Consider the following 13,744-nt stretch of genomic DNA (forward strand, 5'->3'; position numbering starts at 1 on the left):
GGCGACGCTTCAGCCGCCGGGCACGCGACGGCGTGGGCCCGGGCGGCACCTGGGTACGGCTCGCCGGCCGCGCTCGTCTCGGGACTGCCGCGCGGCTGAGGTGGCTGCCGGAACGGGGACGTCGGTGTCGGTGTCGGTGAGGCGGCATCCGCCCGGGGCGCCCGGGACGGTGGCTGCCGGGAGCGCGGCCTCGCGGTGCGTGGGCGGCCGGCGCTGCACTACGCCGGGGCCGTCGCGGGGCCGGGCTCGGTGATGGCGGTGTCGGCCGGGACGATGCTGTCCCCGCCGGGCCCGAGGGATGGGATGTGGCCCGCCATCCTCACGCCTCTCACCTGCTACAACAGTGCGTCGGACAGGAGGCTTACGTCCTGTCCGTCATCGGACGGCCGTCGCGTCCGGCAAATGACTGCGTTCCGGGCGTAAGTGTGCCGAGGCGGCCCTGGCGACGACCTCCTCCGGGCTGAGCGGCGCCTTGGGGTGGTGGGACAGGCACATCGGCGTGTCCACCTTGACGAACGCGAATCCCTCTCCGGCCACGTAGAACTGGCCGCTCTGCATGAGGCCGATGTCGGGCAGCCGGCCACCCTTGGCCTCCGCCAACTGACGGGCCGCGTCGATCTGCGCGGGAGCATTGAGCAGCCCGAAGAACTGCGTGGTGGCGTTGCCGGAGATCTGGTTGTGCAGTCCCTTCGGCGCCTGGGTGGCGAAGACCAGCCCGAGCCCGTACTTGCGGGCCTGGGAGGCGAGGGCGATCGTGCTGGCGGTGCAGGCCGTCTGCCCGGTCGACGGGGCCAGGGTCTGCGCCTCGTCCATCACGAAGAGCCCACCCAGGGGCCGCTCGCCCGCCGGGTGCCGCTTGATCCAGGCGAACAGGGCCATCTGGAGCTGGTTGACGAAGCCCTGCCGTTCCTGGTCCGACGTGAGCCCGACAAAGCTGATCACGGAGATGCGGGCCCGACGGCCCGGCGAGGGAGTCAGCAGCAGGCCCGGATCGGCCGGGGCGCCGACGCCGCCGAACAACGGGTCGGTGACCATGGCGGCCTTCAGGGTCTCGGCCAGGTCCTGGGCCAGCTTCTCCGCCCGGCTCAACCGGCTCACCCCGTCGGGCAACTCGGCGAGGAAGTCGGTGAAGCCGGGCAGGCCCACCATTCCGCTCCTCGCGTACGCCTGGAGGGCCTCGGTCAGCACGGCCTTGCCCTGCTGGGCCACCTTCGTCGGCCGGTCCACCCCGGCGCGCGGGGCGAGTGCCTCCACCGTCGAGCGGATCGCCTGGTCGAACTCGTCCGGTGAGTCGCGGACAGGAGTGAAGTCCGGCAACGGCTGGAAGGTGAGCGGTCGACCGGCGTTGACCCGGGGCGTCCAGATCACCACCTCGGTGTGGTCGAGGTGGTCGCGGGCCCGCTCGGCGTCGCCGGGGCCCCATCCGGCTGGCGGTTGCGGCCAGGGATCGCCCAGGCGGGCGAGGTCGTTGTTGGGATCGAGCACGATCGCGGACACGCCCTCCCGCGCGCATTCCTCGACCAGTCGCCGGATCAGCACGGTCTTGCCGGAGCCGGAGCCGGCGAAGATCACTGTGTGCCGGCGTAGCGACTCCAGGTCCACCGCGAAGGGCCGCGCCCCGTCGGTGGTCCGCCCCAACAGGATCGAGGTTCCGTCGGCCGAGGCCCTTCCGCCGTCGACCCGCGCGTCGTCCTCGCCGCCCACCCCGGCGGCCGGCCCGCCTGAGCGGGCGGCCGGCCCGGTCTCCGCACGGGTCGCTCCGGCGGATTCGCCAAGGATCGTTGCGAACAGCTGCGTGGAGCTGGCCGGGCGGCGCGCCACCAGCCACTCCCGCAGAACGGAGGCCGGTTCGCCGCTCAGTTCACGAAGTGCGGCGAAAACCCGTAGGTCCCCCTCTTCGACGCCGCAGCGGATGCCGCCGGCCGCGTCGAAGGCCGCCAACACCTCCGCCGTACGCTTGCCGGTCGGCCACGGGCCGTTGCGCAGCAGCACCAGCCGCCGTTGCGGCAACGCACGGTCGAGGCCCGCCATGGTGCAGGCCGCCTTCACCCTGGCGGTCACCGCGATCGCGTTCGGATGCGAGATCCCGCGAAGACACCAGTGCGCCTCGTTCTCGGTGGCCTCGTCCAGCACCTCGATCAGCCGCCCGTGCAGCGCCGGCTTGCGGCCGGGCGGCGGGTCGTACTTGTAACTGGCACCGGTTGGAGCCTGCTCGGCGATCCAGGCCGCCAGGCCGGCCGCGAGGAGCGTCGGCATCTGTGCGTCCTCGGTCCGCGGATCGAGCGCGGCCGTCACGTCGGCCCCCGCCACCAGCTCGGCGAACCGGTCGTCGAGCCGCCGCAGGCACGCATCGTCGCCGGCGACTGTCTCGCCTGCCGCCCTCGGGCCGACCGTGGTGCCTCCGCCTGACGGTTCGGGCACGCCCGCGACGTGGTCGCCCACCTCGATGAGGCGGTCGAGTTCGGTCACCTCGTCCCGGTCCCGGCACCAGGCGACGTGCCGGTCAACGCGGCGCAGCAGCGCCCGGGGCGTCAACGCCGGGGCGTCAGCGAACGCCTCGGGCCTGATCGGCCAGGTCGGATGCGGCGGTGCGAAACGCGGCCCGGCGAATGCCGCGGTGAACCGCTTCGCGACGATGGCCCGACCGATCTCGGGGGTGGGAATCCGGTCGGGCAGGGTCGCCTGCCGGAACCGGTCGCCGACCGGGGTGGGCGCGCTCCTGGTCAGCAGTTCCCAGGTGTCCGGCAGGCACGACACCACGATCAGCGTCCGGCGGGTGACGTCACGTAGCTTCAGCAGACCGTCGGCGATGGGCCCGACGACCTTCGCCTGGGCGTCCTCCAGCCCGGCGTACTGGTCGAACATCGCGGTGCTGGTCTGGGCGAAGAGCGTGTCGAGCTGGTCGACGGCTATCACCGTGGGGTCCAGCGTCAGCGCCATCAGCCGCGAGACATCCTGGACGATCTGCTGCGGGGTACGGATCGCCGGGGTCAGCCCCCACGTCGTACGGCCGGCCGGGTCACCCGGCTCGGAGATCAGGTGGGCGTAGCCGACGTCCTGTGCCTCGAAGTCGAGCGCGCCGTGCAGGACCAGCGCCCGGGCGGTGTCCTGGCAGTCCCGGCCGATCTCGCGGTGGCGCGTCCGCAGGGCTCGCACGAAGGTGTCCAGGTGCTCCCGGGTGACCGGCTGCGTGCCGGCGACCGCGTCGCGTACCTCCGCCGGGATGCCGAGCTGAGCGGTGAGCCGACGCAGGAACGTACGCAGCTGGGTGCCCCAGCCGAACGCGTCCCGCCCCATGCCTTCGACCAGGGCCAGCGCCACGCTCTCCCAGAACGTCTTCCCGCTGACCATGTCGACCAGGAAGAAGTAGCCGCCCTCGCGCTGGATCCGATCCCGCACCGCTCCGAGCAGGTGCGTCTTGCCGGCACCGGCGCGCCCCTGCATGGCCACCCCGAGGGGCACTGTGGTGTCGTCGGTGCGGGCCCTGCCGACCCCGCGCAGGATCTCCGCCACCACCTTCTCGTGCAGCTCCGGCACGTCGTGCGGGCTGGGTCGCCACACGTCGTCGGGGGTGACCGCCGGGTTGAGACTGACCGCCTCGAGCGCGGCCCGTACGTCCTCAGCGATCATGCCGGGCCGATCGCCAGGGTGTGGTTCTCCTCGTCCCCGATGCGCACCGCGGCGGCCCGGTCCCGGGGGGTCAACGACTTGGTGTTGGCGACCGGGATGATCCGGACGCCGTCCCGGTGGACCATGGCGCGCAACGTCGCGTCGACGGTCGCGCGGTCCTGCCCACCGAGGTGCTCGCGCAGGTCGGCGAGCCCCACCCAGGCTCCCGGCTCCCGGGCGAGTTCGCGATAGGCGGCGCGGATCAGGGCCTCCACGGCCTCCGGCTCCGCGGCCACCGGTGCCGACGCGGCGCCGGGTGGCGTCGAGCCGGCCGCCGGGTCCGGGGCGACCGACTGCTGCGTGAAGAAGTCGGCGTGGCTCAGCCCCAACCGGCTGAGCGAGCGGTGCAGGCCGGCCAGCAGGGTGAACAGCGAACGGGTGGCCGAGCCGCTGCGCGCGGGCGGGGCGCCGGCGTGCAACTGCCGCACCACCCGCCACCCCTCGTCGGTCAGCTCGTGGGAGAAGGGTCGGTGCGACCGGTCGGTCTGGACCAGGCCGAGCGTGACGAGCTTGGCGTTGTCGGCACGGGTGAGGCTGAACCCGGCCAGCTCCTTCAGCTCGGTGTTGGTCAGTTCGCGGGCCTCGACCATGAGCACCACGAGCGCGTTGATCTGGTTGGGCGTCAGCTGGGGAAGGTCCGCCGTGCTCGTCATGGTGCCTCTTCTGTGTGGGGGTGCGCGCCGGTCCGGCGACGACGGGTCAGCAGTTGCCGGATCATGCCGACCACGGCCTGGACGTCGGACAGCACCTGCTCGTTGGTGAACCGGAGCACGTCCAGCCCGAGGAGTTGCAACCGCACGTCACGTCGCCGGTCGTTGGCGAATCTGATTCGTTCCCGATGTTCCGGGCCGTCCACCTCGACCGCAAGTCCCTCGGCCGGCCAGAGGAGATCCAGGCGGTAGGTCTCGCCGAGCAGGTGCCAGTCGTACGTGTGGTTCCAGCGCCGGCCCCGGGCCCACTCGTGCGGTGCCAGCGCCAGCTCCAGGGCCTGCTCAGCAGTGCTGTCGCCGCGCGGCACCCCGGACAGTGGCGGGAACGTCAGCGCCGGCAAAGGCTCGCGGACGGTGTCGGGAACCCGACCCGTCTGCACCGCCAACTCGGCCAGGCTCGACGGCAGTGCAACCCGGACCGACCGGACCCGGTCGACCGTCCGCAGTTCCCGCCCGGCCAGCCAGACGGTGAGGCGGCCGTGCCGCACCAGCCATTCGGCGGCGGCGACCAACGCGCGTTCGGTGTCCGTCGTCAGTTCGTCGGTCAGGCCGACCAGCAGGACGCACCCGTCACGGTCGTACGCGGAGGCGATGACGCGGGCCAGGCCGGCAGCCCGTACCTCTGCCGGGAAGCGCGGCCGGTGCTGCCGGTTCTCCCCGCGCAGCGCGCGCTCGGCGAGGTCGGCCAGGAACGGGCCGAAGTGCTCGGAGCGTGCAGCGGCCCGCGAGGCCAGGGACCGAACCGCCGCGGCGCCCAGCGTGCCGGAACCGTCGAGCCGTTCGGCGCCGGGCAGCCAACGGGGAAACAGCGTGAGCGCTGCCCGGTCCAGTTCGTCCAGGACGGCGGCGAGCAGGTCGGTGAAGCCGCCGCGGGCCGGTACGCGGTACCGAACGACGACCGGAGCCGCGACCGGTGCCGGATCGAGTCCCACGTGTAGCAGCTCGGCGTCGATGCCGGGCAGGTGGCTGACCTTCTGTGGTGGAAGGGCTTCCCACCACTTGCCGGGAGGTACGCCACTGGCCATGGCCGAGCACGTTACCGAGGATCGATCGGGCGTGCCGCCCGCCCGATCCGGTCACCCGGGCCTGCGCCGCTGCGCTCGTCTACGCCCCCCACCCTCTCCCCCGCTTTCCCGCTCGTGATCAGGACGCTAGGGACGTCACCCGGCGGTTTCAGGGTCCGTGGCGTCCTGATCACCACTGGTCCGGCCGCGCCGGGCTTCAGGCGGGCGATGGTCTGTGGGGAGGATCCTCAGCCGCGCCCAGGCACGGACGCGAGTTGCTCGCGTCGGGCGCGTACGGGGCGGCGGCGGGCCGGAGTCGGCCGTACAGTGTGCCGACCGTTCGATCGAGGAGGGGTTCTTGACCCAGCCACCACCGGTGCCGGGCCCTCCGGGAACCGGCGACACGCACGGCGACACCAGCGACGATCCCGGGAACGCGACGCCGTACCTGCTCGTCATGCCGCCCACCGAGGGCGCGCCGCCTCCGATGGTGTGGCCCGGGGCGGAGGGCGCGCCCGCCTGGGCGATCCCCGTCAGCATCCCGCCCGGGACGCGCGGGTACGCCGTGTTCATCCCGCTGATGCCGGCCGCCGCGGACCCGCCGGCCCCGGCACCGTCCGTCCCCGCCGCCAGGTCGGCCGAGGCGTCGGCCGCGCCGGCCCCCACAGTCCCCGCCCAGCCGGGAGCGAGCATCCCCACGCAGACCGCCTCCGTGAGGGCGGCGGACGCCGTGGCACCGGCTACCGAGCCGCCATCCGACGCCGTCAGCCCGCCGTCAGCCACCATCGACGCGGCATCGGCCGCCGCCCCCGCCGGACAGACCGGGAACGGGCCCGCCGCCGGGACGGCGCCGACCACCAGGGCACCCGCCACCGGAGCAGCGCCCGCCGAGACAGCGCCTGCCGACCAGGCCGCGCCCTCACCCGGGACTGCGCCCACCACCGGGGCGCCCACCGGGACCGCGCCCACCACCGAGACGGCGCCCGCCGCCGGAGCACCGGCAGGCACGTGGGCGGGCAGCGGCGCATCCGCCGCCGGTACGCCCGTGACCATCGCCCAGCAGCCCGCCGCCGCGCCGCTGCCGGCGCCGTACCGGATCGGGGTGCCGTCCGGCGCGCCCGCGCCGTACCGCGGCTACCAGCCGGTCCCGCGCCCGCCGTCGTTCCTCGACACGCGCTGGCCGGGGCCGGCGCCGGCCCGGGACCGGGCGGTACCGGCCGCGATCCTGGCCGGAGCGCTGGGGCTGGCGTTCTTCGTACCGCTCACCCGCACCGGCATCGGCTGGTTCCTCGGCTGGCTCGCCCTGACCGTCGCGGTGGTCCTCGCGGTCCGGCGGACGGGCGCGGAACTGCCGCGCGCCGACCGGCGGATCCGCGCCGGCTGGGCGGCGGCGTCCCTGGCGCTGCTGTCGGTCCTGGCCTTCCGTAACGCGTGGTGGCTGGTGACGTTCTGCGTGCTCGGCGCCCTCGCGTGCGCGACCCTCGCGATCGTCGGCGGCCGGCTCGTCCGCTCGATCCTGTTCAGCCTGGTGGCGGCGCCGTTCGCGGCGTTCCGGGGGCTGCCGTGGGTGCGTGGTCACCTGCACGCCCCGGCGAATCCCGGCCTGGTCCGCCGTGTCGTCGGATCGGCCGCGGCCACCATCGTCGCCCTGATCGTGTTCGGCGCGCTGCTGTCCTCGGCCGACGGCGCCTTCTCCGTGATGCTCGGCGAGCTGATCCCGGAGGTCAACGTCGGCACGGCGTTCCGCTGGGTCTTCCTCGCCGCCGTGGGTGGGCTCTGCGCCGTCGCCGCCGTCTACACGTTGGCCGCGCCGCCCGACCTGTCGACGGTGGACCGGCCCGGCACGCGCCGCTTCGGCGTCGTGGAGTGGGCTCCCGTCATCAGCGCCCTGACGCTGCTCTTCGGCGGCTTCGTGGCGGTGCAGTTCACCGTCCTGTTCGGCGGGCAGCGGCACGTCCTGCGCACCGCCGGCCTCAGCTACGCCGAGTACGCGCGCAGCGGGTTCTGGCAGCTCGTCGTCGTCACCCTGCTGACGCTGGCGGTGCTCGGCGGGGTGGCCCGCTGGGCGCGACGGGACCGGGCCGTCGAGCGCCACCTGCTGCGGGTCCTGCTGGGCCTGCTCAGCGCCCTCAGCTTCGTCATCGTGGTGTCGGCGCTGTCGCGGATGTACACGTACCAGAAGGTCTACAGCTTCACCGGCGAGCGGCTCTTCGTGATGGCGTTCGAGCTGCTGCTCGGCACGGTGTTCCTGATGATCCTGGTGGCTGGGCTGAGGTGGCGCGGGGCCTGGATCCCCGGCACCACCGTGGCGCTCGCCGTGGTGATGCTGCTGGGCCTGGCCGTGCTCAACCCGGAGGACTACGCCGCCCGCCGCAACATCGCCCGGTACGAGCAGACGGGGAAGATCGACGCCTGGTACCTGCGGGCGCTCTCGGCGGACGCGACGCCGGCCCTGGCGGGCCTGCCCGATCCGGTGCGCCGCTGCACGCTGAGCTGGATCGCCAAGGACCTCGACGAGCCGGACCCCTGGTACGCCTGGAACCTGGGCCGGGTCCGGGCACGCGCGGCGCTCGACCGGGCCGGGCCGGGCGCGGTCGGCGGTCCACGCGACTGCCGGGCCGCCGACCAGTTCGACCTGCCGAAGCGCCGCCGCTGACGGACCCGCGTCGCGGTACTCGGCGATCAGGGCGTCGGCGTCGTCGTCGCGTCAGGGTCACAGCAGCAGCCGTCCCCGGGTCGCTCCGGGGACGGCTGGACTGCCGGGTCGGTGGCCGGGTGCGTCCACCGGGTGCCGGTCGGGTCACCAGGGCTCGGGGATGCTCACCGCGAGGCAGCGCCGGGTGCCGGGGACCGGCTGGTAGCAGGCGGACGCCTCCAGGTTGTTGGTCAGGTCGGAGCGGGAGAAGGACGTGCTGCCGCCGTTGACGCAGGTGCCGCCGCTGGTGGACACACCGCCGGTGACCTTGGCCGTGGCGCAGCCGACCGTGGCGGCGGTCTTCTCCACCGTGTTCAGCGAGGAGCGCTGGTCCGTGTACTGGTGGACGCCGTAGCCGATCAGCCGCACGCCGGGACGGGTGACGGTGTACTGGAACGCCGTCGACGTGTAGTACGACCAACTGGCGCCGGTGCCCACGGTGCGCATCTCCGGATCGGCGGACGAACCGGGAACGAACATCGCGAAGCCCTTGTCGTGGGTGGTGGTGCCCGCCACCATCCGATAGACGATCACCAGCAGCCCCTGGCTGTAGCTGCCGGTGGAGTAGGTCAGGTAGCTGCCGCTGCCGCAGGTGGTCCGGTCGGCGACGTAGCCGACGCCGTTGGCGTAGAGCATCACCCTGGCGCAGCGGCCGTCGTCGGCGGTGTCCTCGATCGTACCGACCGTGGTGCTGGTGCCTGAGTTGTCGGTGGCATAACCGGTCAGCCGGACACCGGGCAGCGTCCCGGCGTACTGGTAGGCGGTGGGATGGTAGTAGCTCCACGAGGCCGACCAGCCGCTACCGGAGGGCAGCGCGAGCGCCGGCGAGGCGGGCAGCAGTGCGGCGACCAGCGCGGCGACCAGGGCCGCGAACAGCGTCATGCGGGTCGACCGCCATCGGAAACGGGCCTTCATCGGTCCTCCGATCTCCACGACGGGCACGACACCCGGCGTCACGGATCAGGTTGACCGACGCCGTCGGCGGCGAGTACCGCTGGGTCTCGAAGCGGACAGCCGGACGGCATCATCCGGTTGCGCGCTCCGGCCCGCGAGGGCTACGCGCACCTGCGGGTGTTCAGGCCGGCGCCGTGCCCCGGACCGCCCAGGCCCGGGCGGTGAGCCGGACCGAGCCGTCCGGCGCCACGGGCAGGCGGGCCGACAGCAGGTCGCGCAGGCGGGCGCGGTCCGGCGCCGTCAGGGAGGCGACGTACGTGGGGGCGGGGCCCTGCCCGCCCAGGAACGGCGTCCAGTAGTCGTCGACGTCCGCGAACACCGTGGGCACGTCGACGGGCCGGAGCGCCACCGCCGTCAGGCCCGCGTCGGTCCACAGCCCGCGCAGGGAATCCGGGTCGCACACGGCGAACCGGCGTCCCTCGTCCCGCTCGGCCACGGCCGGGTCGAGCAGGGCGGCGGCGTCCCAGAAGTGGCGCATCAACTCCATGCCGCCGGCGTAGTCCCACACGTAGGCGGCGGCCACCCCGCCGGGCCGGACGACCCGGGCGAACTCGGCGACGGCGCGCGCCGGCTCGGGCACGAAGTTGACCGCGAGTCCGCTCACCACGACGTCGACGCAGCGGTCGGGCAGCGGCAACGCCCGGGCGTCGCCGACCTGGAAGGCCGCCCGTTCGTCGCGGACGGCCGCGCGGGCGTACGCGACGAAGCCCGCCGAGCTGTCGACGCCCGAGACGTACGCCGGGTCGGCCACCGCCAGCACGGTCGAGGTGAGCGCGCCCGTGCCGCAGCCCACGTCCAGCCAGCGGCGGCCCGGTGGCACGGCCAGCCACCGCAGGAACTCCCCCGCGACGGGACGGCTCCACCGGCCCACGTACGCCTCGTAGACCCGGCCATCCGCCCAGACGGGGTGCGTCATGCGCAAACCATACGACGCAGGTCGTCTGCCGCGCCTCGACCGCCGGGGCCGGTTCGCGCCGGTTCGACTCGATCAGCCAGACTCGGTCGTACCCCTGCCGGCCCCGACAGCTCGCGCGCACCCCGTACCCCTCGTCCGATGGTTGGAGCGCATGTCCCACACCCTCCTCGTCTGGTTGGTCGGCGGCCTCCTGCTGGTGGGCGCGGGCTTCGCGACGGCCCTGCTGCCGAGGTGGCGGGCACGGGAGCGGGAGCGCCGGACGGCCTGGTCCACCGCGCGCGCGGCCATCGACAGCGCGGCCGTCAGCCGGGACGCGGCGGCGACCCGGGTGCCGCAGGCCGAGCGGCTGCTGACCCGCGCCGAGTCGATGGCCGCCGGGCGCGGCGGGGCTTCCGCCGCCCGCGCGGCGGCGCAACACGCGAGGGAGGCCGACCGGCTGTGGCGCACGCACCAGTGACACCCCGCAGGCACTACCAGTACGAGCTGCTGCGGTGGTCGCTGCTCGGCGTCGCCGTGGTCGTCCTGGTGGTCTTCCTGCTCGCCCAGCGGCAGAGCGTCGACGTCAGCTACGGCCGGTCGCCGGCCGCCACGGCGAAGATCGACGAGGGCTCGGCGGGTGAGCTGAGCGACGCGAGCGTGCCCTCCGTGGACGAGATGACCGCGCTGGTGGCCGCCGAGCCGGTGGTGCGGCTGCCCGGCTCGACGGCACGCTGGAACGAGCAGCGGGTCCGCGAGGCCGCCGGCGACCGCCCCGTCCGGATCCTGGTCGCGCCGCCCGGGCTCGACAAGGACGAGCGTGACCGGGTGCGGGACGTGGAGAACGCGACCATCCGGGTGATCGGCACCGAGGTCAGCGGCGGCATCTACCAGGCCGTGGCCGACACGCTGCCCGACTGGCGGGCGCAGTTCGCCACCGCCGACGTGACGAACCTGCTGGTGGGGCTGATCGCCGCGCTGCGGGACGCGCCCGACCCGCCCGAGCACGACGAGCTGCGGTGGCGTGACCCGACCGAGCGGGAGCTGGCCGCCGTCGCCGCCGACCTGCGGGCCACCGGCCTGCACCTCGGGGCCGGGGCCACGCTGACCGGTGTCCCCGACAAAGCCGCGCGCAACGCCTTTCCGGACGGCGCCCGGTACGTGGCGCTGCCCGCGCAGCCGTTCGGCGAGCCGGTGCCCCGGTACGGGCCGGCGCTGGCCGAGCTGTTCCCGGGCACGCCGGTCGTCGTGATGTACGGGCTCTGGATCGAATACCACGGGCCGGCGGCGGACGACTTCGCGGAGCTGGCCGGGGCGAGTTTCTACGGCCAGTTCGCCGGCCGGCTGAGCCGCTACGACTACCCGCAGGGCAACGTGCTGACGGCCTGGCTGAACCGGGTCACCGACCTGCGCTACTCGGGGCTGTTCGACCGTCCGCTGCCGTACCGGCCGATCGATCCGCTGCGGGTGGCGCTGCCGGCCCTGCCGTGGATCTTCGCGGGCTGCGTGGCGGCGTTCCTGATCCTCTCGGTCCGGTCGCTGCGCCGGCCGGACGGGGCCGGCGTCCGGCGGGGCGACCCGGGGCGGGGCGGCACCCCCGCGCGGTTGGCGGGTCTCACCGCGCTCGCCGTCGAGATGTCCCTGCTCACCGACGCGCATAGCAACCCGGCGCTGACCCGGGGCGTCGTCAAGCTCCAGGCGGCCCGCGCCGCGCTGGACGAGGAGCTGCCGGACCGCCACGCGCGTACGTTGCTCAACGAGGCGTCCGAGGAGTTGGACGACGCCGCCCGGACGCTGGGGATCACCAGCTACCGCCCGGACCTCTACCTCCGGGGCAGGCTGTCATGAACCCGTCCGTACGACGTCGGCTCGGTGACCTGTTCGGCACGCCCTTCGGCATCGCAGTCCTGGCCTGCCTGGTGCTGGCCGGCTGGGCGTTGTGGACCGGCGGGGTGCTGGACGGTCCGGTCGCCCGGCACGTGCGCGCCTCGTCCGTGTACGTCGCACCGGGCGTCGAGCTGGACCGCGCGGCGGCCGAACGGATCATCGGCAACCGCCGGCTGGTCGTGCTGATGCTGGAGCCGGGCGCCGACCTCAGGCAGGGCTGCCGCCAGGTCGAGCGCGCCGCCGACGGGACCGTCGTGCTGGTGATGAGCCGCGACTCCGACGAGTACGACACCTACGGCTGCGCGCTGCTGCCGGGGCGCGACGACGGGAACTTCGGCCGGGCCTTCGTGGCGGAGATGACCATCAGCCGGGGTGTCGACACCTTCGTCGACCGCCCCCTGGAGGCGCTGAAGGTCGTCACCGTCAACTACGACCTGCTGGTGAAGGCCGGCACCGTCCCCGACGGCGCGCGGACGATCAGCCCGTCGCTGCCCCGCTTCCTGCTCGCCGGCGCCGCGATCGTGGCCGTCGTCGCCGGGGCGACGGTGCTCTACGTCGGTGGCCGCCGCGCGGGCCGACTCGCGGACGCCCGTCGCCGCCGCCGCGACGAGAACGCCGACGCCCGCGGCGCGCTCGGCGCCGCCGCGGCCGTGCTGGCCCAGCAGATCATCGACCTCGACCAGCGGTACGCCCGGGCGCAACGCCAGGCCTACGTCAGCGGCGCCGAGGAGGCGTTCGGCAGGAAATACCTGGCGCTGACGTCGGACTACGCGGCGCTGCTCGACCGCGTCGCGGCCGTGGACGCGGACGACGAGGACGCCGTACGCGGACTCGTCGAGCGGGTCGACGCGTTGAGCCGGCGGGCGTCGACGCTGACGGAATCGCCGACTGGGAACGCGGGCCGCCCGAAGGCCGCCCGCAGCAGACCGCCCTCCGGCGAATGACGACGCTGCACCGAACCGCGGGCGGGCCGAGCGGGTTGGGCTGGGCGGTCACGTTCGCTCCTGCCCCGGCTGCCGGCACGCTGGTGACCATCGTCCTGATCCCGGGCCTCGTCCTGACCTGGCAGCGCTGTTGGAGTACTAGCCGGTGTGGCCGGTCTGGCGATCTCTCGCTTCCTGCTGGCACCGCTGTCGCTCGCGCTGCTGCTGGTGGGCGCGATCGTCGCGCAAGGCCACGGAACCCGAGCGCCCGCCACCGACGCGAGAGCGGTCCTCTCCTCCAAGGTGGTGATGATCGCGGGGGCTCACTCCTCCATGTACTCGATGGGGATGCTGCGATAGCCGGGTACCGTCGTCGGAATCCGTAGCGCCTCCGCCTGCGTCGACTGGACCAGCGTGTGCAGCAGGGTGTTGAGCATGTTAGTGATCGCGGCTGTGTCTTCGACTGCGGCGTTGAAGGCGCCCTTGGTGCCGATGCGGGCGAGCACCGCTTCCACCGCATCGCCGAAGCCGAACGAGATGGTGTGCGGCCGGCGCTTCCAGCCGAGATCGGTGAGCGCGGCGAACTGGGTGGCCCAGTCCTTGTCGCTGGGCGCGCCGTCCGTGAGAATGAACGCCGCAGGCCGCAACACACTCCGCCCGGCCGCGATCAGCTTGTCGACGTCCTTTTCGATGCGCTGGCGGACCAGCGCGAACATCGCACCGTAATTGGTCACACCGGTGCAGGCGAGCCGCGGCAGGCGGGTCATGTCATCGAGGCTCGTCATCTCGAGGACGACGTGCGGCCCGGTGTTGAACGTGATGATCGAGATGTGCGCGAACTCGGCGACCCGAGGGCTGTCGGCCACGTTGGTGGCTAAGCGCTGCACAGTCTTGTTGAGCAGGTCGGTGTGCTTCTCCATTGAGCCGGACGTGTCCACCACGAGATAGACCGGAAGGCATTTCTTCTTTGAGGCGGTATCACTCACGATTTGGGCCTTATCCTTCACATC

10 protein-coding genes are annotated in these 13,744 nt (G+C 73.5%); 4 read left to right on the forward strand and 6 right to left on the reverse strand.

From position 1 onward, the window contains the following. Window positions 1-375 precede the first annotated feature (375 nt). The 3 genes from ACTMS2_RS09615 to ACTMS2_RS09625 are packed head-to-tail and all read right to left on the reverse strand — an operon-like array spanning window position 376 to window position 5,404. On the reverse strand, window positions 376-3,630 hold the full coding sequence (locus ACTMS2_RS09615) for a helicase HerA domain-containing protein (RefSeq protein WP_441175084.1): 3,255 nt from the start codon (window positions 3,628-3,630) through the stop codon (window positions 376-378). Further along, window positions 3,627-4,322 carry a hypothetical protein gene (locus ACTMS2_RS09620; protein ID WP_441175085.1) on the reverse strand — a complete coding sequence of 232 codons (696 nt, stop codon included), beginning with the start codon at window positions 4,320-4,322 and terminating at the stop codon, window positions 3,627-3,629. The genes ACTMS2_RS09615 and ACTMS2_RS09620 overlap by 4 nt, the downstream gene beginning before the upstream one ends. Further along, entirely contained in the window at window positions 4,319-5,404 is a 1,086-nt protein-coding gene (locus ACTMS2_RS09625; protein ID WP_441175086.1) for an endonuclease domain-containing protein, read from the reverse strand. Before ACTMS2_RS09625 ends, ACTMS2_RS09620 begins: the two co-directional genes overlap by 4 nt. Window positions 5,405-6,428: 1,024 nt before the next feature. On the opposite strand from ACTMS2_RS09625, the gene ACTMS2_RS09630 reads away from it, so the two are divergent. Continuing rightward, entirely contained in the window at window positions 6,429-8,039 is a 1,611-nt protein-coding gene (locus ACTMS2_RS09630) for a DUF4153 domain-containing protein (RefSeq protein ID WP_441175087.1), read from the forward strand. 144 nt (window positions 8,040-8,183) lie between these two features. On the opposite strand, the gene ACTMS2_RS09635 is transcribed toward ACTMS2_RS09630, so the two are convergent. Further along, window positions 8,184-8,960, reverse strand: coding sequence for a hypothetical protein (locus ACTMS2_RS09635; protein ID WP_441175088.1), 777 nt, complete (start codon window positions 8,958-8,960; stop codon window positions 8,184-8,186). Window positions 8,961-9,153: 193 nt separating this feature from the next. Continuing rightward, window positions 9,154-9,948: a class I SAM-dependent methyltransferase gene (locus ACTMS2_RS09640; RefSeq protein WP_441175089.1), complete on the reverse strand. Its 795-nt coding sequence runs from the start codon at window positions 9,946-9,948 to the stop codon at window positions 9,154-9,156. Between the two features lie 151 nt (window positions 9,949-10,099). Here ACTMS2_RS09640 and ACTMS2_RS09645 point away from each other — a divergent pair, with 151 nt between their 5' ends. The 3 genes from ACTMS2_RS09645 to ACTMS2_RS09655 are packed head-to-tail and all read left to right on the forward strand — an operon-like array spanning window position 10,100 to window position 12,755. Continuing rightward, window positions 10,100-10,405 (forward strand): DUF6403 family protein, encoded by a 306-nt coding sequence (locus tag ACTMS2_RS09645; RefSeq protein ID WP_088998970.1) that lies wholly within the window; start codon window positions 10,100-10,102, stop codon window positions 10,403-10,405. Then, entirely contained in the window at window positions 10,387-11,772 is a 1,386-nt protein-coding gene (locus ACTMS2_RS09650) for a hypothetical protein (RefSeq protein WP_441175090.1), read from the forward strand. The genes ACTMS2_RS09645 and ACTMS2_RS09650 overlap by 19 nt, the downstream gene beginning before the upstream one ends. Further along, window positions 11,769-12,755, forward strand: a complete 987-nt coding sequence (locus ACTMS2_RS09655) for a hypothetical protein (RefSeq protein WP_441175091.1) — start codon at window positions 11,769-11,771, stop codon at window positions 12,753-12,755. The genes ACTMS2_RS09650 and ACTMS2_RS09655 overlap by 4 nt, the downstream gene beginning before the upstream one ends. 302 nt (window positions 12,756-13,057) lie before the next feature. On the opposite strand, the gene ACTMS2_RS09660 is transcribed toward ACTMS2_RS09655, so the two are convergent. Beyond that, complete coding sequence (locus tag ACTMS2_RS09660) at window positions 13,058-13,720, reverse strand: vWA domain-containing protein (protein WP_441175092.1); 663 nt, start codon at window positions 13,718-13,720, stop codon at window positions 13,058-13,060. Window positions 13,721-13,744: the final 24 nt, after the last annotated feature.

Source organism: Micromonospora sp. SD12, assembly GCF_052068495.1.
Taxonomy (GTDB): domain Bacteria; phylum Actinomycetota; class Actinomycetes; order Mycobacteriales; family Micromonosporaceae; genus Micromonospora; species Micromonospora echinofusca.

Coding starts and splice junctions, on each gene's coding strand:
- ACTMS2_RS09615 (WP_441175084.1), bottom strand. CDS start 3,630: ATGATCGCTGAGGACGTACGGGCCGCGCTCGAGGCGGTCAGTCTCAAC.
- ACTMS2_RS09620 (WP_441175085.1), bottom strand. CDS start 4,322: ATGACGAGCACGGCGGACCTTCCCCAGCTGACGCCCAACCAGATCAAC.
- ACTMS2_RS09625 (WP_441175086.1), bottom strand. CDS start 5,404: ATGGCCAGTGGCGTACCTCCCGGCAAGTGGTGGGAAGCCCTTCCACCA.
- ACTMS2_RS09635 (WP_441175088.1), bottom strand. CDS start 8,960: ATGACGCTGTTCGCGGCCCTGGTCGCCGCGCTGGTCGCCGCACTGCTG.
- ACTMS2_RS09640 (WP_441175089.1), bottom strand. CDS start 9,948: ATGACGCACCCCGTCTGGGCGGATGGCCGGGTCTACGAGGCGTACGTG.
- ACTMS2_RS09645 (WP_088998970.1), top strand. CDS start 10,100: ATGTCCCACACCCTCCTCGTCTGGTTGGTCGGCGGCCTCCTGCTGGTG.
- ACTMS2_RS09655 (WP_441175091.1), top strand. CDS start 11,769: ATGAACCCGTCCGTACGACGTCGGCTCGGTGACCTGTTCGGCACGCCC.